The organism is Okeania sp. SIO2C9 (genome assembly GCF_010672455.1).
Lineage (GTDB): Bacteria > Cyanobacteriota > Cyanobacteriia > Cyanobacteriales > Microcoleaceae > Okeania.
Genome location: NZ_JAAHGO010000003.1, coordinates 41515 through 63268, shown reverse-complemented (window position 1 = coordinate 63268; position 21754 = coordinate 41515). Strand labels below are relative to the sequence as shown.

Annotated in this window: 10 protein-coding genes and 1 pseudogene; 5 read left to right on the top strand and 6 right to left on the bottom strand. The window is 35.2% G+C overall.

Annotated elements, in window-relative coordinates; all coding sequences use genetic code 11:
* Positions 1 to 339: 339 nt before the first annotated feature.
* A pseudogene (locus F6K23_RS02650) lies at positions 340 to 2796 on the top strand (CHAT domain-containing protein).
* 464 nt (positions 2797 to 3260) lie between these two features.
* Here the strand turns inward: F6K23_RS02650 and F6K23_RS41400 are convergent.
* Together F6K23_RS41400 and F6K23_RS02645 are read right to left on the bottom strand one after the other, a co-directional pair.
* The gene (locus F6K23_RS41400) at positions 3261 to 3410 is read right to left on the bottom strand and encodes a DUF928 domain-containing protein (RefSeq protein ID WP_367267607.1); all 150 of its coding nucleotides are present in this window, start codon (positions 3408 to 3410) and stop codon (positions 3261 to 3263) included.
* A gap of 47 nt (positions 3411 to 3457) precedes the next feature.
* Positions 3458 to 4126 (bottom strand): glutathione S-transferase family protein, encoded by a 669-nt coding sequence (locus F6K23_RS02645; protein WP_293150258.1) that lies wholly within the window; start codon positions 4124 to 4126, stop codon positions 3458 to 3460.
* Between the two features lie 727 nt (positions 4127 to 4853).
* Between F6K23_RS02645 and F6K23_RS02640 the strand changes: the two genes are divergently transcribed.
* From F6K23_RS02640 to F6K23_RS02630, 3 genes are all read left to right on the top strand, one after another.
* The gene (locus F6K23_RS02640) at positions 4854 to 10871 is read left to right on the top strand and encodes a phytase (RefSeq protein ID WP_293150256.1); all 6018 of its coding nucleotides are present in this window, start codon (positions 4854 to 4856) and stop codon (positions 10869 to 10871) included.
* 377 nt (positions 10872 to 11248) lie between these two features.
* Positions 11249 to 12547 (top strand): AAA family ATPase, encoded by a 1299-nt coding sequence (locus F6K23_RS02635; RefSeq protein ID WP_293150254.1) that lies wholly within the window; start codon positions 11249 to 11251, stop codon positions 12545 to 12547.
* Entirely contained in the window at positions 12544 to 13215 is a 672-nt protein-coding gene (locus F6K23_RS02630) for a retron system putative HNH endonuclease (protein WP_293150252.1), read from the top strand. The genes F6K23_RS02635 and F6K23_RS02630 overlap by 4 nt, the downstream gene beginning before the upstream one ends.
* Positions 13216 to 13397: 182 nt before the next feature.
* Here F6K23_RS02630 and F6K23_RS02625 read toward each other — a convergent pair whose 3' ends face one another.
* Positions 13398 to 14273, bottom strand: a complete 876-nt coding sequence (locus tag F6K23_RS02625; protein ID WP_293150250.1) for a Uma2 family endonuclease — start codon at positions 14271 to 14273, stop codon at positions 13398 to 13400.
* A 322-nt stretch (positions 14274 to 14595) separates the two neighbouring features.
* On the opposite strand from F6K23_RS02625, the gene purN reads away from it, so the two are divergent.
* Positions 14596 to 15246: a phosphoribosylglycinamide formyltransferase gene (purN, locus tag F6K23_RS02620; RefSeq protein ID WP_293150248.1), complete on the top strand. Its 651-nt coding sequence runs from the start codon at positions 14596 to 14598 to the stop codon at positions 15244 to 15246.
* A 444-nt stretch (positions 15247 to 15690) separates the two neighbouring features.
* Here the strand turns inward: purN and galT are convergent, their stop codons facing one another.
* The 3 genes from galT to F6K23_RS02605 form a co-directional block, all read right to left on the bottom strand.
* Entirely contained in the window at positions 15691 to 16701 is a 1011-nt protein-coding gene (gene galT / locus F6K23_RS02615) for a galactose-1-phosphate uridylyltransferase (protein WP_367267597.1), read from the bottom strand.
* A 245-nt stretch (positions 16702 to 16946) separates the two neighbouring features.
* Complete coding sequence (locus F6K23_RS02610) at positions 16947 to 17927, bottom strand: pentapeptide repeat-containing protein (RefSeq protein WP_293150244.1); 981 nt, start codon at positions 17925 to 17927, stop codon at positions 16947 to 16949.
* 1035 nt (positions 17928 to 18962) lie between these two features.
* The gene (locus F6K23_RS02605; protein WP_293150242.1) at positions 18963 to 21713 is read right to left on the bottom strand and encodes an AAA-like domain-containing protein; all 2751 of its coding nucleotides are present in this window, start codon (positions 21711 to 21713) and stop codon (positions 18963 to 18965) included.
* Positions 21714 to 21754: the final 41 nt, after the last annotated feature.

The window sequence follows — 21754 nt, the reverse complement described above, 5'->3', positions numbered from 1 at the left end:
CCCTAACTATTTGTAGCAAACATTTATAAAATTGGTATTATATATAGAGACAATATCTAGCACTACGCATTAAGCTGAGTACAGCTACGAAACTTGAAAACATTAGAGGTAATAGTTTTGAAGATATAACTAACAAAGAATTGGTGTTTGACTTATGCGGATGATGGATCTTAGACTAGGAAATGTTTTTCTAACTGTTCCCTATTCCCTGCTATATTTGTAAGTTCCTATTTCTCCTGTCTCCTGTCTCCTCTCTCCTCTCTCCTACCCTCACCCATAAGACTAGTGAAGCGCAAACCCTAGTTATATATAACACACATAAAAAATATAGTTGAAAAAATGATAAATTGGAAATATTTCAGATTAATTACATCTACTGTATGTTTATTAATTATTATTCCATCTATACCAGTCGAGAAAAATTTTAATCTAAATTCAAAAGCACAAGCACAAGTTAAGACAAATTCTGTTAGTCCTATTTTGCAGAACAATCAAAAAATTGAAATACAGCAACAAGAAAAGCAAGTTATATCAGAATTTAACAACGATAAACCTGATGAAAGTTTGGAAAAATTACAAGAAAAATTAGAAAAATTAACTCCAGAAGGCGACCGCTTAGAGATTATTCGTACTTTGAATAAAATTGCTGTTGTTTATGATGCTCAAGGTAAATATTTCAAAGCCTTAGAATTTTATCAAAAAGCTTTCAATAATGCTCAGAAAAATAGGGATAGTGAAAATATTATTGCTATTTTAAATAAGATTAGCCTGGTGTATTCCCAGTTAGGTTTGTATGAGCAGGCTATTGATTTTTATAAACAAGCTTTAAAGAAAAATCCTCCAGAAAAAAGCAAGATATTCAGTAAGATTGGAGCAATTTATCGTCACTTAAAAAAATATTCTCAAGCCTTAGAATATGCTCGACAAGCTTTAGAAATTTATCAAGAAAATAAAGACAATCTTGGTATAGCTAAAACCCTCAATCATATAGGTACAATTTATCGAGAGCAAGAGGAATATTCTCAAGCATTAGAATACCATCAACAAGCATTAGCTATTCAAGAAGAAGAAGGCGACAAAAAAGGTAAAGCACTTACTCTTCATAATATTGGTAGAGTTCATCAAGAGTCAAATAAGTATCGGGAGTCCCTAAATTTTTTTACTCATAGTTTAATTATAGATAGACAGCTTGATAACAAAGAAAGAGAGAGAATTCATCTTGCTAATCTAGGTAAATTATTAGAAACAAAAAATCAGACTGAATTAGCAATAATCTTCTATAAACAATCAATTAATATTACAGAAAGTATTAGGAAAAATTTAAAAGTTTTACCAGCAGAACAGCAAGAGACTGATGTAGAAAGTGTTGGTGAAACATATCGCACTTTAGCTGAATTATTGCTACAAAAAAAACGCGCGCTCGAAGCACATCAAATTATAGATTTAATCAAAGTCCAAGAAATATTTGAGCATATGGGCAGTTTACAGATTGACAACCATAAATATAGTGAATTGCCATTCCTAGAATCAGAAGAACTATTTTGGAAAAAATATAGTCAGCTCATAGAAGCAGCAAGTGATACTAAAAACCAAAATCAACTAGAGAAAAAATTACTAGAAATTATTGAATTTTTTGATAGTAAAGAAGTGAAATTTATCGTATCAGAATTAGAAGAAAATGCTGAAGAGCAAAAACTAAGTTCAGATATAGTATTTTCCTTACAATTTGAACTAAAAGAACATCAAAAGAAAAATACAGTAGTATTATATCCATTAGTTTTAGAAGACCGACTAGAATTAATATTAGTAAGTTCAAATTCTCCCCCTGTACATCGTACTGTGTCGGTAAAACGAGAAGAATTTAATCAAGCTATCTTTGAATTAAGAGTGAGATTAATCAATAGAAATAATTCTCAATCATTATCCAAAGAAAATAATAATCAATCGGACAAAAGAGTTATGCTGGCAGGATTTAAACTCTACAATTGGTTGATTAAACCTCTAGAGAAAGAACTAAGACTTACTAAAGCTAAAACTATTATTTATGCACCAGATGGGCAATTACGTTATATTCCTTTAGCAGCTTTATATGATGGTAGAAAATGGCTAGTATAAAGGTTTTAAATTAATAATATTACTGCTGCAAGTTTAATGGATTTAGAACCTAGTGAAAATTTTCAACCAGTCATTTTTGTAGGTGCTTTAACTGAAGGTAGTTATCAATTTCAGGTAGGTAGACGAAGATATGAATTTGAAGGATTACCATTTGCGGGAGTAGAAGTAGAGAATATAGAGCAGATATTTCCTGAAACCAATAAATTATTAGGAAATTACTTTACTAAAGAAGCTATGGAATTAAACATGGATAGCTATAATATTGTACATTTTGCCACTCATTCTGCCTTTGTCAATGGTCATCCAGAAGAATCTTTTATATTATTTGGAGATGGCGATCGCGCCACATTAGGAGATGTGAAAAATTGAAATTTAAAGGATGTAGAATTAGTGGTTTTAAGTGCTTGTCAAACTGCTCTGGGAAAAGATATAGGAAATGGTCAAGAAATACTCGGTTTTGGTTATCGAGTGCAAGAAGCTGGTGCAACAGCAACATTAGCAACTTTATGGTTAGTTGACGACCAAGCTACTCATGAATTTATGAATTATTTTTATGCAGCTTTGAATAAAGGAATGAGTAAGGTAGAGTCCCTAAGAAAAGCACAAATTAATATGATTAATAGTGAGTATAATAATCCTTATTATTGGGCACCTTTTATTTTAATTGGGAATGGGTTTTAATTGAAGCAGTCAGCAGTCAGCTATCAGCAAAATTTGTTAGGGTGTATTAGACGGCTTAAATTTAGACTGTGACAGAAATTTAGCAATCCCTCTTCATTAATGGATAATGGATAATTGATAATTGATAATTACCTCTGGTTAAAACCGTTACGGAATTGAATATCAGGAGATATTATTTCTTTTCTCTTGGTCGATTGGAGGACAGCGAGGAGACCTCGCCATCCCATCCTAACGGACTGCTCCGCAAACGACCGCTTTTTCCCCTTAAAAGGGGAGGCTTCAAGGCGCGAATTATTTAATAATTAATAATTAATAATTAATAATTTGGTAACGCACCATCTAGGAATTAGTACGGGAGCAAGATGCTCCCACTACTATACCTAAATCTACTCTCCTAATAATGGCATTTCTGCTAAATTATTTTAATTTAATCCTGCTGATTCTAATAATTCTTTCCACTCATTTTATAACTCTAAATTATCCGGTTTAGCAAAACGTAATTCAGCGAAACTTTTCACTGCATCAAACCAAATTCCATTACTGGCATAGATGCTGGGATATTCAGTTTTTTCAGCATTTTTTAGTTGCTTTGCAAGATTGGAATTAGGCTCAATTTGTGCTACTCCCTCTTTTGCGGGGATAACTATTTAATCAACTATGTTTAACGCCAGTCAGGAGGATAAAGACTATCAACATTAGGCATTTCATCAATCTTTTGTAGCAAATCTCCTAATTTTGGATATTTTTTTTCTATAGGTAAGATGTCTATGTTTAATTTACTTACATCTTCCTGAGCTGCTAATTTTTCGACAAATTTAAAAATAGGATAAATAGCAATATCCGCAGCAGATAATCGATCACCTGCCAACCAATTTTTATCTGCTAAAACATCGTCATTGAGTATGGTAAATTCTTCTTTTAATTTCTGGAAATTTTCAATAACTTCCTTCTCTTTCTCTGCTAAACCTCCAAAGAAAATTGGAGGAATAAGCTGAAGTACACAGGGCACAATTACATTTTCAACTTCACAGACTTGTTGCCAAATTATTGCTTTTTCTTGGCTAGTATTACCAAAAAGTTGCCACTCAGGATAGAGAGAATCTAAATACACTAAAATTGCTATAGATTCACGCACAAACAATTCCCCATGTTTTAGTAATGGCACTTTACCACGAGGATTTAAAGCTAGATAATTGGGCTGTTTATGTTCTCCTATTGATGGGTCTAAATAATGAGAGACATAATCAACATTATGAATTGCTAAGGCCAGTTGTACTCGCCAAGCAAAAAGACTACCTTGAAAGCAAAAAAGTTCTATTGTTGGATTCATTTTCTTGAATAGAATTCCTCATTATTAAAGAATAAATTATGGCAAAAATTTAGGCTACTAAAACCAAATTAACTCGAACATATCCTTTAATTGAGATAATGTCAAGAGCCAGTATTTAGATAAATTAACGATATTGCGCACAAAAGAGGGACTAGGGAGTAGGCAGTAGGGGGAAATAATTGATAATTTCTGTGTGAATGATGACGAGGGAGTTTAAGGAAAAGCTAAAAGTAATATCATGTCCGGTTGAATACTTATAGGAGGAGTCAGGAGTCAGGAGGAAAAACTAATTTTATACCTTACCAGTATAGGAATTGCTATATCAAATTAAACTTTAACCCAAATATTTAGCTTAAATTGTATGGGTTAAAAACTCAAAACAAGTCTTTCTTGTGCTTCAATTTATGGGTGGAAAATGTAGTATAAGTTAAACGAATTTTTACTTCATTCATTAAAAAGCTGACCGCTGACAGCTAATAGCTGTTTGCGCAGCATTCCCCAGGAAATGCTTACCCCCTATTCCCTATTTCCTATTGCCTATTCCCTCTTTTCTGGAGATTTATAATTGAATAACTACAATAAAAAATACAGTCAACTATTTAGATTTGAATCTTTTGAAACTGTACCAATAAACCAAATTTAACCTAAACATAAACATAACTTAAATTAGAACCTATAAAATCCCATTACGGTTATGACTATAATTAATTTCAAGGGTTTCTAGTTTATGCCAAATCCAATCCGCTTTGCCACCTTCAACGCATCTCTAAACCGCAACGAAGAAGGTCAATTAGTCGCAGACCTTTCTACACAACAAGACCAACAAGCACAGACAGTAGCAGAAATTATTCAAAGAGTCAATCCTGATGTTTTATTAGTTAATGAAGTTGACTTTGACTCAGAAGGGGAAGCAGCCGAATTATTTCAAGAAAACTATTTAGGAATAAGTCAAAATGGAGTAGACCCTGTAGAATATCCCTTCGTATATTTTGCTCCTTCTAATACAGGTATTGCTTCTGGTTTTGACCTAGATAATAATGAGGAAATAGTCACGACAGCTGGTGAAAATGGTTATGGGAATGATGCTTTTGGTTTTGGTAATTTTCCCGGTCAATTCGGAATGGTTTTATATTCAAAATATCCTATTGTTGAAGAGGAAGTAAGAACTTTTCAAAACTTTCTTTGGCAAGATATGCCAGGAGCATTATTACCAGATAATCTTGATACACCCCAACCTAATGATTGGTATTCGGAGGAAGAATTAGAAGTATTTCGTCTTTCTTCTAAAAGTCATTGGGATGTGCCAATAAATGTGAATGGGGAAATAGTTCATGTTTTAGTTAGTCATCCTACTCCGCCAGTTTTTGATGGGGAGGAAGATAGAAATGGTAGAAGAAATCATGATGAAATTCGGTTTTGGGCAGATTATGTTACTCCTGGAGAGGGTAATTATATTTATGATGACGAAGGTAATTTTGGAGGTTTGAATCCTGGTAATTCTTTTGTGATTATGGGAGACAAAAATGCTGACCCAGTTGATGGAGATAGTTTCAATAATGCTATTAATCAATTATTAGGGAATCCTCTGGTTAATACTTCAGTAACTCCTGGTAGTAATGGGGGAGTTGATGCTACAAACCGTCAAGGAGGAGAAAGTGCAAATCATGGAGGCAACCCTGCTTTTGATACGGCAGATTTTAATGATGCGGAAGGTTCTGCTGGAAATTTACGAGTTGATTATGTTTTGCCTTCAGAAAATCAAGAAATAGTTGATGCTGCTGTTTTTTGGCCGGAGGAAAATAACCCTTTATTTGACTTAGTAGGAGATTTTCCTTTTCCTAGTTCAGACCATCGTTTAGTTTGGGCAGATGTTACTAATGAAAATCGTAAAACTGTCACAAATATTGAGTTTATTGGGGGGGTAGAATTTGAGACTGGGTTGGATTTTCAAGGTACAGAAGTAGGTGGTATTTCTGGTATTAGTTATGATAAAGGTTTGGGAATTTATTATGCTATTTCTGATGACCGGAGTCAGAATAATGATGCCCGTTTTTATACTGTTGATATTGATTGGAGTGATGGTACTCTTGATGATGGAGATGTTGAATTTACAGATTTTACTACTCTATTAAATAATGATGGAGTACCATTTCCCGAAAATGGTGTTGACCCGGAAGGAATTGCTTTTAATGGTGAGAATTTATTCATCTCTTCGGAAGGAAATGTTAATGAGGGTATCGACCCATTTGTTAATCAATTTTCTTTAGGAGGAGAACAATTAAATGAGTTGACAATTCCAGATAAATTTTTACCTAATGAAGATGGCACTCAAGGCATCAGAAATAATCAGGCGTTTGAGAGTTTAACAATTACTCCTGACCGACGTTATCTCTACACAGCAACAGAAAGTGCTTTAGTACAAGATGGTGAACGTCCTACTCTGGAAAATGAGAGTACTTCTCGGATTATTAAATACGATTTAGAAACTGGGGAAGCTATTAAAGAATTTCTCTATTTTGTTGACCCTATTCCTGTTGCTCCAGACCCAGAAGATGGTTTTGCTGATAATGGCTTAGTTGAATTACTTGCCCTTGATAATAGCGATACTTTATTAGCTTTAGAAAGGTCTTTTACTGTGGGGGTTGGTAATAATATTCGCCTCTATGAAGTCCAGTTACAAAATACAACAAATATCCAAAATTTTGACAGTTTAATTAATCCTGATGACCCTGATGGAGAGTTATTTGATGTTGATGCTATAGCTGAAAAACGACTATTACTAGATTTCGGAGAATTAGGCATTCGTTTAGATAATGATGAAGGGATGACATTCGGACCTGTTTTGCCTGATGGGTCTCAGTCTTTGGTGGTAGTTAGTGATAATAATTTTAATGCTGGAAATCAAATTACTCAATTTTTAGGTTTCTCCCTAGATATTGATAGTATTCCTGTTGTTTATCCTACTGTTGAAACTCCAGACACGAACAGAATTGAAACAGGTATTGATTCAGATGACCCAGCAATTTATCTACATCCTAATAACCCAAGCCAAAGTTTAGTTATTAGTACATTAAAAGATGCTGGTTTAGAAGTTTATGACTTAAACGGTGAAGTTTTACAAGAAATTTATCCTGATACTCCTGGGGATGTTCGTTATAACAATGTCGATATTGTTTATAACTTCCAAATAGGAGAAGAAACAGTAGATTTAGCAGTAGCAACTGACCGGGCAAATGATACTTTAGCAATTTGGAGTATTGACCCTCAAACTCGTCAACTTACTAACATTACTGCTGCTAATCTTAGCGACCCTGAAGTTTCAATTTTTGGTGTAGATGATGGGGAACAAACTGCTTATGGTTTAGCAACTTATACTAATCCTAACACTGGGGAAACTTACGCTTTTGTTAGTCAGCGAGATGGCGACCAAATTGCTCAATTAGAGTTAACAAGTAACGAAGATGGAACGGTAAGTGCCACAGAAGTTCGTCGTCTAGATGTACCTATTCCAGAAGGTGAAGAATTGGATGGTGCTCAAGTCGAAGGAATGGTAGTAGACCAAGAATTAGGATTTCTTTATGTTGGTCAAGAAAACTTCGGAATTTGGAAATTTGAAGCAGAAGTTGATGGTAGTAATGAAGAAATTTTAGTGGATGAAGTTGGTGAGAATATTCAAGCGGATGTAGAAGGTTTAACTATTTATTATGCTGAGAATGGTAATGGTTATTTATTAGCTTCTAGTCAGGGAGATAATACTTTTGCTGTTTATGAACGGGAAGGCAATAATGAATATATTGGTAACTTCTTTGTAGGAGATTTTGCCAATATTGATGGAGCAGAAGAATCTGATGGTGCAGATGTTATTAACTTGCCTTTAGGTAACAATTATCCGAACGGTTTATTGGTAGTTCAAGACGGCGCAAATGAACCAGAAGCAGTTCTACAAGATCCAGAAGATGGAGAAATTCAAAACTTCAATACTAACTTTAAATTTATCCCTTGGGAAAATGTTGCTAATGCTTTTGAAGAACCTCTAGAAATTGACCGTTTGAGTTATAATCCTCGGCAAATATCAGACAGCCTAATTAATGGCATTGCCAGTGGCGACACTACTCAGACTTCAACAGTGTTATGGGCAAATAGTAACACCCCTGGAGAAATAACATTTGAAGTTGCTACAAACTCCGACTTTACTAACATTATTCAGACAGTTAGTACAGAAGTAACAAATGCTCCAGCAAAAGTCGAAATTGAAGAATTAAACCCCGGCACCGAATATTATTATCGAGTCACCGACGCAGCAGGTTCAACAGAAATAGGAGAATTTGAAACCTCTGCCGAATTAGGAGAGCAAAACGGTTTAAAATTTGGAGTTTCCGGAAACTGGCGAGGCGAACTTGCTCCCTATCCAGCTATTAGTAATGCTGATGAAGCAGACTTAGACTTCTTCGTTTTACACGGCGATATAATTTCTGCTGATACTCCCTCTCCAGCAGTACCAAAACCACAAGCAGAAACAATAGCAGAATTTCGAGCCAAACATCAGGAAGTATATAGCGATCGCTTCGGCGAAAATACTTGGGCAGACCTCCGTGCCACCACATCAATTTTGGCCACAATAGACGACCGTGAAGTTATAGACGAATTCTCCGGTGGTGTTCCTGCAAATACTGACCCCCGTTTTCCAGAAACAACAGGGTTAACTAACGATACCGAACTCTATGAAAATGGTTTACAAGCGTTCCAAGAATTTAATCCTTTGCGAGATGAATTCTATGGAGATACAGGAGAAAACCGTACCGCAGGAGAACGACAATTATATCGTTTCAATACTTACGGCAATGATGCTGCCACCTTTGTTTTAGATGGTCATTCCTTCCAAGACCAAGAATTACCAACTCCTGGAGCGACTCAAGAAGAAATAGCAGCATTCCTGGCAGCTTCTTTTGACCCCAGTCGGACAATGTTAGGAGAAGCACAACTAGAAGACCTGAAAAACGACTTACTCCAGGCAGAAAATGATGGCATTACCTGGAAATTTGTCATGGCACCCGAACCCATGCAAAATTTTGGAACTGCAGTAGGAAGCGATCGTTTTGAAGGTTATGCTGCGGAACGGACAGAAATTCTCCAATTTATTGATGAGAATAACATTGATAACGTGGTATTCGTGGCAGCAGATATTCAAGGTACTATCGTTAACAACATAACTTATCAAGAAGAATTTGGTGGGGAACAAATTCCTCTAAATGCTTTTGAAGTTACTACGGGTTCCGTTGCTTTTGACCTTCCCTTCGGTCCTAATGTGATTGAATTAGGTGTTGAATTCGACCTCTTGACTCCTGAACAACTAGCTTTATACAACAGTTTGCCAGTTGCAAGCGATGGTGACAGTGAGGTTAATGACAGAGATGATTTTCTCAAACAACTCATCAATAGTGCTATCTCTCCTCTTGGTTACGATCCTATTGGTTTGAACGATAATTTAGAAATAGCAGACGGTCAAATTGATGCGACTCTTGTTCAGGGTGACTACATTGCTACTCATACCTTGGGTTGGACGGAATTTGAAATTGACCCTGAAACTCAACAATTGCGCGTTGTCACTTATGGTGTGGAACCCTACACAGAGGAAGAGTTATTAGCAAACCCAGAAGATATTATTAACCGTCCACTACAGATAGTAAGTGAATTTGTAGTTAACCCCACTGAAACCATTGAACCAATAATAGTAGGTATTGATGTTGAACCCGAAACTGTTAGTGAAAATGCAGGTCAATACACCCTAACTTTCAATTTAAGTGAAGCTGCTCCAGAGGGAGGTTTACGGGTGATTTGGTCAGAAACAGATACTGATGATGCGTTTGGCGATATCGAATTTCCTCCTGAGTTAACCAATGCTTCTGACCTAGAAGAACTCGATGCAGTAGGGGATGAACTCGCACGTTCCGCTATTACCATTGAGGAAGGAGCAACTACAGCAACTGTTACCTGGACAACTATTCCGGATGAGGAGTCGGAAGGGGAAGAAACCACAACTATTGAGTTGATAGAAACAGAAGACTATGTAGTTGATGTAGAAAACCAAGTTGCTCAAGTCACTATTGTCGATCCAGTTGACCAAGAAATTCCTGGTAATACAGAAGATGAACGTCTCAACGGTAGCTTTGGAGATGATACGATCGCTGGTTTAACAGGAAATGACACTCTCGTTGGTAGTGGTGGTGACGACTTAATTATTGGCAGTCGTGGCGATGACTTCCTTTATGGTCAAGATGACGATGATGTTTTAGAAGGTCGTCTTGGTTTTGACTTTCTCTTTGGTGGGGATGGCGACGATGAAATGAATGGCGGTCAAGGTCGCGATCGCCTCAATGGTGGAAGTGGAGATGACACCATGACTGGTGGTGCTAGTATTGACCGTTTTATCTTTGCCACAAATCAGGAATTTGATGCTGATGATATTGGTGTGGATGAAATTACTGATTTTGTTGTTGGTCAAGATAAAATTCTCCTGAGTCAAACAACATTTACTGCCATTAACAGTATCGCAACAGAATTTGCCACTGTTACCAGTAATAATGCTGCTGCAACTTCTGAAGCAGTTATTGTTTACAACTCTAATAATGGTGCTTTATTCTACAATACTAATGGTAGTGCTGGTGGTTTTGGTGATGGCGCTCAGTTTGCCACTTTGAGTAATGGAGCATTGCTTGAAGTTGAGGACTTTATTATCAGAGGGTAGAAGATCCCCCCCTACCCACCTTTGAAAGGGGGGAGAAGTCCAGTAGTTAGCGGAGCGTAACTGAGCGAAATATTAAGGATAGGCAGTGCATTACATTTCATTAATACGCCCTACTGGAGTTATGTTATAGTATTTGCTTGTAGGAGTTTGGTTTTCAAATCTCATTTGGGTTTGGGGACTGAATGCCTACAATTTTTTTTTCACGAATTATTTCTGATATAGAATCTGGTGTGCGATTCGTCATTGCGACGATAGGAAAAAATCTCAAGGTTTTAGGAGATTGCTTCCTTCCACGGAGTGACCGTCGCAATGACTTGGATATACTAATTATCTGAATTTTATATGATGACTATATGAAAACTTCTATTTTATAACTGATGAAAATTAAACGTTTAGAAATTAATTGTTTTAGAGGAATAAAGAATTTAACTATTGATTTTGTTACTACAGAACCTACTGTATTTATTGGAATTAATGGAGTAGGGAAATCTAGTATTTTAGATTGTATAGCAATTCTCTTTTCTTGGCTTTTATCTAGAATTCAGTATGAACCAAAAAGGACAATACAGGATTTAGCTTTAGATGATTTTATAGATAAATCAAAAGGAAGACGTTTTAGCGAAGAGGATATTAAAAATGGATATGAAACAACTGACTGTGAAATTATCTTTTCAATTGATGGTTTAGAAAATCAAATAGGTTTAGCTCAAAACAACGGTGGAGGTTGGGGAATATCTATAAAATCACCATCAATAGTAGATGATATTCGTACTAAATTGAAAAATAATTCTCAACTTGATATTCCTCTAATTGTTTACTATCCTGTTAATCGTTCTGTACTTAGTGTACCTTTAGAAATTGAAGTTGAAGACTACTCTTTCAAACAAGTTGATGGTTATGAACAAGCACTTGATGGAATACAAATTAATTTTGATAGCTTTTTCAAATGGTTTAGAGTAATAGAAGAAACCGAAAATGAAGAACTTCGAGATGATATAAAATATCGCGATCGCCAACTTGAAGCAGTCAGAAAAGCTATCTATTCTATATTAGGAAAAAATGATTTTAAGGATATTAGAGTCCGTCGCAAACCTTACCCAAGAATGACAATCAAAAAACAAGACCAAGAACTTGATATTCAACAACTATCTGATGGAGAAAAAAGCTTATTAGCATTAGTAGGTGACTTAGCAAGACGTTTAGCAATAGCTAATCCAAGTTTAGGCGATCCTTTAACAGCAAGTAGTGTGGTATTAATAGATGAAATTGAACAACATTTACATCCTGCTTGGCAGCGTCAAGTAATTCCTAAACTTACAGAAACATTTCCTAATTGTCAATTTATTATTACTACTCACTCTCCACAAGTTGTCAGTCAAATTAAACCGAATAGCGTTTATATTTTGGAAAAAATAGATGATAATGTCATTCTTAAACATCCTTCTAGTTCCTTTGGTAGAGATAGTAATCGTATTTTAGAAGATTTAATGAAAGTTCCTGAACGTCCACAACAAATCAAAGAAAAATTGATGGAATTATTTCGATTAATAGATAGTGGAAATCTTGATTCAGCTAGACAACTACGGCTAGAAATTGAAGAAGAAATAGGTACTGATGAACCAGAATTTGTCAGAGCAGATATATTGATGCGTCGGCGGGAGATTTTGAAAAAGTGAAGTATATAAAAAAGGGTAATGAACCTGAAGATTTAGCAAAATTTAAAGCGTCTGCTAATGAAGATTGGCAACCTACCTATAATGATTTAAGGAGCAAAGAAAAAACTAATATTCATCAAAAATTACTTGAGGAACAAGGTTATATTTGTTGTTACTGTGGCATGGAAATTGATAAGAAAAATAGTCATATAGAACACCTCAAACCCCGTAGCATTTTTCCTGCAGATCAGCTAAATTATAATAATTTATTAGCATCGTGCCAACGTGAAAGAGAAAAGAAAGAACCTCCCCATTGTGGTGTCAAAAAAGCAGATTGGTATGAAGAAAAGTTGATGGTTTCCCCTTTAGAACCTAACTGTGGTGATTTTTTTCGCTATACTGGTTCTGGAGAAATTTTACCCACTAATGTTTTAGATAAAAAAGAAAAAGAAATTGCTCTGAAAACAATTGATAAATTAGGATTAGATATTGATAAGTTGAATGCAATGCGTAAAGCAGCAATTGATGGTATATTAGAAGTTGTAGAAAATCTTGAAAAATCAGAAATAAAGGAATTACTAGATAGTTTTGATAAATTGGATAATCAAGGTAAGTACATCCCTTTTTGTCCAGTAATTACTTACATTATTCAAGAATATTTTCTTGGGGAAAATGAACTGAAATTTTAAGAATTTAGGATATTTTGAAAGAAGCGATCGCTCCAGTTTTACAAGACTTTTCAGATTGATAAACCATATCGTCACAACCAAAACCCTCTAAGGACGAATGCCATTCGCCCCTACAATATAGACTCTTATCTTTAATACCGAACTAAGTTCTATCGTGCTACCCGAGCGCACATAATATTATTCTATTCAGTATATAGTTTTCGTAATTCATCTGCTGAAGAAATCAGGGGAATTTGAGAAACAATTCTCTCTAACAATTTCACATCATTAATTTCTGAAATCTCGGATAACATCCCTACGAATTCATCACCAAACTTGAGTTTTAATCCCATTTCAATTGCCAATAATAACGCCTGTTTAATTTCAGCATTCTTTTGGGATATTTCAGCATCCTTTTGAGATATTTCAACATCCTTTTGAGATATTTCAGCATTTTTTTCTGCTGCTATTTCATCTCCTGTTTGAATTACATTTCCATCGACATTGCACCAACGCAACCAAGTACCATTAATATTTTCAAACGTACCACTCCAAAGAGTTAATCCCAGATTCACATCAGGAAACCAAGCATCATTTTTAGGGATGTAAGAATTAAATTGAAGTTGAAATACTTGCAGTACAGTTTCACTTAGTTTTTGCAATGGATCGTAGACAACATAATAAGGAATTCTTAACTTTGCATAGTCTGTTAATTTACTTCCTAATTCATTGCCGGGAGTGGGAGAAACAACTTCAATTACTACATCTGGTGGTTTGCCAAATTCCCAGAATAAATAAGAACGAACGTTACGTTCCCACCATTCTTTTTCACCAACAATATTTAAACTTAAAAAGACATCAGGGACAATTCCTGAAGCTCGGACATGAGAAAATAAACCCACATTAGCAGCAACGATAAAAGGAACATTTATTGGTATTTCCGCACCACTATAAAATACAGTTGTGAGTAAACGTTGTTGTTTTTCATTAATAAAACTATCCAAGGGAGTATCATCCTCCAGAATCATATTACTGATGTCTGGATATTCATGGGGCAGAAGTGTCAATTTTTCTGACATAATTACCTCCAGATTGATTTGGGAATTGTTTAATATATTGTATCGCAGGGAGTAGGTAGGGACGTTGCATGCAACGTCCGTACAGGGAGTAGGGGAGTAGGGGAAAAAATTAAATAGGTGGTAGCGCATTGTAACGGTCGTACATTATTCGGCCATGTTTGTTACGAGAACAGTGGGAGCATCTTGCTCCCGTGCCAGGTATTTCTCTTTGCTGTAAACATTACGGGAGCAGCAGTTATTGCTTCTTCCCTCTTCCTTCTTCCTTCTTCCCTCTTCCTTCTGTTATATAATCTAAACAATTCCCACTATTTAACTTGAAAAAATGACAACAGAAGCTCAACAATTCAATTCTAATTCTTTTCTAATTTCTCCAGCTATCTCTGATAATTTTTCGGCAAAAAATTATCCTTTGAAGTTAGGAATTCTTGCCTCTGGAAGTGGTAGTAATTTTGAGGCTATTATGGAAGCCATAAATAATCAAAAATTAAATGCTCAAGTTCAGGTAATGATTTATAATAATCCTGGAGCAAAAGTTAGAGAGAGAGCAGAAAAATGGGGTGTGCCGACAATATTATTAAATCATCGAGAATGCAAAAATAGAGAAAAATTTGACGGCAAAATTGTTGAAACTCTACAAGAATATGATGTAGAGTGGGTAATTATGGCTGGTTGGATGCGAATTGTTACTAAAGTTTTAATAGATGCTTTTCCTAATCAAGTTATCAATATTCATCCCAGTTTATTACCTAGTTTTCGAGGTATTAAAGCCATCGAACAAGCATTAGAAGCTGGAGTAAAAATAACTGGTTGTACGGTACATTTAGTAGATGTAGAAGTAGATAATGGTCCAATTTTAATGCAGGCGGCTGTACCAATTTTGCCTGACGATACACCAGAAACTTTGCACGAAAGAATTCAAATACAAGAACATCAAATTATTGTAGGAGCTATTGCTCTTGCTGCATCAACTTAGAAGGAAGAAGGAAGAAGGAAGAAGGAAGAAGGAAGAAGGAAGAAGAATGTTTTCCTTTCCGAAAAATTGTAGTTTAAAGCCTCCTCTTTTAAGGGGAGTTCATTAATGGATAATGGATAATTGATAATTGATAATTACCTCTGGTTAAAAACGTTACAAAATTGAATATAAGGAAATATTATTTCTTCTCTTTGTCCATTGGATATGGCTCTGAGACCTCGCCATCCCACCCTACGGCAAGCTCCGCTTTTTCCTGACGGAATGCTCCGCAAACATGTCGCGTAGCGTTAACGAAGTTGTGCGCCAGCAAAACGACCTCTTTTTTCCCCTTAAAAGGAGAGGCTTCAAGGCGTGAATTATTTAATTATTAATTATTCATTATTCGGTAATTGTTAATTATTAATTATTCATTATTCATTATTAATTGTTGAATATTCCCTGCTATTAAGTAGTTAAAAATTCTGCATCTAGTTCTGGAAGGGAGGGATTAATTCTAATACCAGAAGCAATTTCAAAACCTGCTGGTGTGGTAAGTCGAGGTTCAATTAGACAATACCAATGTACTTGAGGTTCTTCTGCTTTATAACGAGCCGCAGTGTTAATTACATAATTATAATCTGGGTCGTTTAATTTTTCTGATAATTTGGTGAGAATATTTTTGAGAATTAATGCAAAATCTGATTTTTCTTGCTCTGAAATACTACCAAAATCACCTTGATGTTCTTTTGGCATTATCCAGATTTCAAAAGGTGCTTTAGCAGCAAAGGGAATAAAAGCTAAAAAGGATGAATTTTCCTCAATTACTCGCGTTTTATTTTGTTTTTCAAATGCTAATATTTCACAGTATAAACAGTGCCCAAATTCATCATAATATCTTTGAGCTTCTTCTTCTTGCCAGCGCCGATGTTGGGGAACAATGCTAGTAGCAATAATTTGAGAATGGGGATGGCGTAAAGAAGCACCTGCTTTTTTACCATGGTTTCTAAATATAATGACCATCATACTTTCATCTATTTCCATAAGTTCGATGTAACGTTGATGGTAAGTATCAATTATTATCTCTACTTCTTGGATAGACATTGTGGGAATATCTTTGCTATGATCGGCACTTTCAATAATTACTTCATGTCTACCATAACCAGGCATGGTCAGATAAATTCCTTCTAATTTTCGATCGGTATTTCCATCGGGGGTTAAAGCGGGAAATCTATTAGGAATAACGCGCACTTGCCAGTTAGTATTTTCTGGGTTTCGTTTCTCTAATAAAATACCTCCTAGACGCTCTTCATTACCAGGACAAAAAGGGCAGTTTGGAGAGTGACTTTCTACTTTTTCTTGTACTATATCTTCTTGTTGAAAATCCTGGGGACGTTTGCCTCGGTTTGGCGCATAAATAACCCATTCTCTTGTGGTTTTGTTGAGCCGAATGTGACTTTTGTTCATATTATTTAGCAATCTTATTTGAGTTGTGAGATATTGTAGATTTTAGGGAACAGTTCAACAATTAATAATTAATAATTAATAATTATTACCTCAAAGGCAGAGGGCAAGAGGCACTTATGCTCTTTGCGCAGCATTCCGTAGGAAAGGGAATTAAGCAATTTTCCCTTCTTCCTTCTTCCTTCTTCCTTCTTCCTTCTTACTTCTGCCTTATGCCTTCTTCCTTCTTCCTTCTTCCTTCTTCCTTCTTCCTTCTTCCTTCATTTCTCTGGTAAATTTAGCTGAGAATAAAATTCTCTAGAATATTTAGCTTGTTGCCAGTTATTAGCAGATTTAATCTGTAATGGATTCAGCCCTTTTGTTTTTTGCAGATTGGTATCTTGTAGATTAGCATCGTGAAAGTTTGCTCCTTGTAAATTTGCTTCTTGTAAGTTTGCTCCTTTCAAATTTGCACTTTGAAAGTTAGCGTTTTTCAGATAACAACCTTGCAGATTTGCTCCTTTTAAATTTGCTTCTTGTAAGTCAACACCTTGAAGATTTCCTAGTATATAAGCTCCCTCCAAATTCGCTTTTTGTAAATTTGCTTCTAAGAGATTAACTCCCTCCATATCGGCATTTTTTAGATTTGCTGAACTAAGATTGGCTTTTTGAAGTTGAGTTAAAAGAAAGAAAGTATCTTGAAGATTTGCTCCCCAGAGAAAAGCTCCTTGTAATTGAGTTAATTCAAATTTACCTCCTCGAAGGTTGGCTTCTAAAAGTTTTGTTCCTTGAAGATTTGCTTCTTTAAAATCTACATCTACTAAATTAACTTGGTCTAAATTGGTTTTAGGTAAAGATAAACCTTTTAAACAAACACCTCCTTTTACAAGTTCTTCTAGCGCTTTGATTCTAGCATAGCTAATTTGTAATCCTTGAGCAGAGTCAATTACCTGCCAAGCTTGATAATGGGATTTCTTTTTTCCCCACCTAATGTAAATAACTAATGCTGTGACAATGCTAATATTTTCAATAGTTCCTAGAATTTCTGAGTCTTCAAGGGATTGTAGAAAAGCTTTACCCCACTCTGTTTTTTGTTCTATGGTATTTTCAATATAAATAATTCCTAAAATCAACAAAATAACGGTGAGTAAAATAGTAGCAATTTCTAATAAACTATAGATAAATCTCAGTGTACTTCTGAGTAATCTTGCGAATTTTCGCTGATTGTTTAGTGAGGATAAATATTTGTTAAAAGAAAGCATATTGGCAGGATTATAAGTAGGTTTTTATCAGGATAAAATAAATACATTTGATGCACTTTTAATTGTGGTATTAAGGTAAGGCAGAAGGCAGAGGGCAGAAGCGGTGCGACCCCGCGTCGGCGTCAGACGCAAGGGAATGCGCACCAAGAGAGGCAGAAGGGTTAGAAGGATTTGGATAAATTAGCTTTTCATAACCGGATTTGGTATAATACCAATTCCCATACATTAGTGCTATACTTGGGCAATACTTCAGTTGTCAACTGATCGGTACAAGCCAAATTACTTTTTTGCTAATTTTACCTAAGTTAATGTTAATTATTCTTATGTTTGCTTCACCGCCACTCCCCCACTCCCCTGCTCAACAAAATGTAGAAAAGTTTTTGAGAAATGATATAAAACCTCACCGTCTACAGGGTGCCTACAATTGAATGGGGTATGATATCATCTCCGGATAATCAGTGACAAAAAAACTTTATCCCTTCTAACCTTTTCTTCTGTTCAGCATAAGTGCCTTCCTTCCACTAAAGTATAAGTATTCAAGCGGACATGATATAAAACCCCATCAAATTTATCACTTTTATCACTTATTATCCGGACATGATATAAATACATCGTTTATAGACTTGCTACAGGAGAAAATGGTGAAAATCTAGTATTTATCAACAAATTCATAGATGTAAACTTGGAATTTTATAGCACTACGCAAATAGGTTAGGGCAACTATAAACACTCAAACTTAGTTAGGGATTATAGCATTTTAAAAAAAGAATATTACGAATAATAAGCATTATTAAAAGACAAGTGCAGAAGATGTCCCTTGAACTAAGCGGTGCGACCCCGCGACGACGCCAGCTCGCTTGCGGAACGCGCACCAAGAGAAAAAGATAAATTATGACCTAATAAATGGTATTAAAACTATTCATTCTGACTCCTAAGAAATAACCTAGTTATTTGTAGCAAATATTTATCAATTTGGTTTTACTTCTGACTTCTGACTTTTGACTTCTGACTTGCGCGTAGCGCTATAGTTTGGCTTCACAGTCGATAGCTAAAATATTTCCGATACAATTCACATAGAGGCATGACTAAATTACCTTGAAACTTTACTAATCCCATACTGCGTAATTTGAATCCTTCTTTTGTGCCTATAGGTATAGGGTAGTCTATCGTAATAATTTGTTTAATTGCTGTTAATAATTCTGGGTGTTCTTCGAGATTATTTAAGTGGCGACGTAGGTGGTCACAATAGGGGCCTTCTTCTGTGGGAGCGACCTGTAATAGCTTTTCTAAAGTTATTCTTCCCCGGGCAATTTGATAGAGAGCTTGACGTACTAAATAAGGATGTCCTCCTACCATTGCCATTAACTCTTTTATCTGTTCTGAAGACCATTCTAGATGATGTAATTTGACTAAATTTTCTACTTCTTCCCAGTTGAGTTCTCGTAACTCTATAGGCAAACCGACATTAAAAGGTGACTGATTAATATTTAGAGGAATATAAACTTCTTTTGAATGTACAATTACTAACCTTAACTTTTGCCAAACTGCTTCATTTTTACCACGTTCATGCCAAGTCCTGAGCAAAGCAAAAAAGGAAGTAGCAATTTCTGGATGTTGAAAAACTTGGTCTACTTCATCTAACCCTAAAACTAAAGGAGTAGAAATTTCTGATAGTAGATATCTTTGAAAATAATTTGTACATTTATTTTTACTTCCTAATACTCCTTGCCAATATTCAGATAGTTTTTCTTCTAGATTCAGTTCATTAGTAATACTGGCACAAAACCACTTTAAAAATAAATCAAGATTAGTCAAAAATTCTTCATCTGCTGACTGAAAATTTAAACAAGCTTTGCAATATCCTTGCTGTTCAGCATAATTCAAAATTCTACTCATTAAAGAAGTTTTTCCCATCTGTCTAGGTGCTTTAACTCGAATCAATGCTCCCGGATTCATAATAGTTTCATAACACTCTGACTCTATGGGCGATCGCTCTATATAAAAGAGAGAATGAAGTGGTACTTGACCAGAGGGAGTATCCAGTAATAACTCCTTTTCATTGTGTTGAAAATTGCCTGGAGTTTGAGTCCCCATCCACTTTTTTCTTCTTCTTTCTTCCTCCCCCCTTTCAAGGGGGGGCAAGGGGGGATGCCTTCTTTCTTCTTCCTTCTCCCTTCTTCCTTCTTCAACTTGCGAATTACCTGGTTGTGTCACATCAAAATTAATAGGTTGTGAGATAATCGCTGTTTTTGCTTTTTCCTGCTGAATCCTTAATTCAGTTAATTCTAATCTAACTTTCTGGAGAGACTTCTCTAAATCTTCTAGAGTCAATTTATCCCCTGATAGTTGTTGATTAATTATCTCTAAAAAATCGCATTCAAAAATTTCTTTTACTATTTGATTATCGCGCATTTCTTGCATGAAATTAACAGCTACTAAGTTTAATAAACCTCCCACATCTCTTTGCAGCTTTTCTAAGTATCCATCTGGTTCATCTCCCTGGAGTAAAACCAGAATAAAACTTTGGCATAAATTCTTAATTTCATCTACAGGAGGTAAAGGAATTAACAAACAACTAATATCTTCAGGAAAACTTGTAAAATATTCTGTTTGATTGATTTTTTTTAATTCACTTTTCAACTTAGATATTTTACGATTAACCCAACCCAAATTTTCTCGTTTTTGCTCAGAATGAAATGGTGAATATTGAAGTATTGTCGGAAAAGAACCTCCAATCTGATTTCTATATTCAATAGCAATTTTTTCTTGTGCCTTTAATAGCGACATACTGACAGTTTTGTAAAGTTCACAATTCACAGAAGTGCTATTTTGCTGAAGGCGGTCTACAAAAAAATCTAGACAACTTTGAAAAATACTAAAATCGCAATTTTTATGCTGACAAATTAAACCAATAGTTATCTTTAATAAAATCCAATTTAATATTCCAGAAATCGGTTCAATATTACCCTGTAATGCTTGTAAAGCTACAGCAGCATCCGAGTAACGCTGTTTCCAATTAACCCTAACCATTTTTGTTAGAAAATTAGCTAACTTTTCACTGATATTAGGAACTAATTTTTGCAAGTCTATCTCACCTAGTTCATCTTGGATAAAATTCCTGGGTGTAACTCCTGTCAAAGCTTGAATTGCAGTAATACCCACAGCATAAATATCACTAGCAAATTGTGGTCTTCCTTGTGCTTGTTCCACAGGCATATAACCAGGAGTACCTACTGCAATTGTACTACTAGATTTTCCCTGAGAATTAACTACAATATTACTGACTTCTTTAACTGCACCAAAGTCAATTAACATTAATTTTTGGTCGCGGTCTCGCCGCATAATATTCCCTGGTTTAATATCTCGATGAATTACCTCATCTTGATGTACAAAAGCTAAAACTTCTAAAATTTCTGACAAAAAATTTAGCACTTTAGCTTCACTCCAAGGCTGACTCATTTCTGTGCTTAAATCGTGACCTATTATCAGTTCTTGAACTAGATAAAATTCTTGATTATGCTCAAAATAAGCATACAAAGTAGGAATTTTATCGTATCTACTAAGTCGGTTAAGAATTTGACCTTCTTGCTCGAATAATCTTTGGACTTGTTGATGTTTAATTGTTGGTTTTAGCCGTTTAACAACACGCTGAGGTTTGGGATTTGCTGGTATATCTATATCTTCAGCAATATAAGTTTCTCCAAACCCACCCCCACAACCTAATTGTTCTACAATTTTGTAATGTTGCCTGAGAGTTTGACCAATTAAAGAATTATTTTCAGACATTTTTAGTTCACAATCTTGAAGGAAATTACTTCATCATTTAC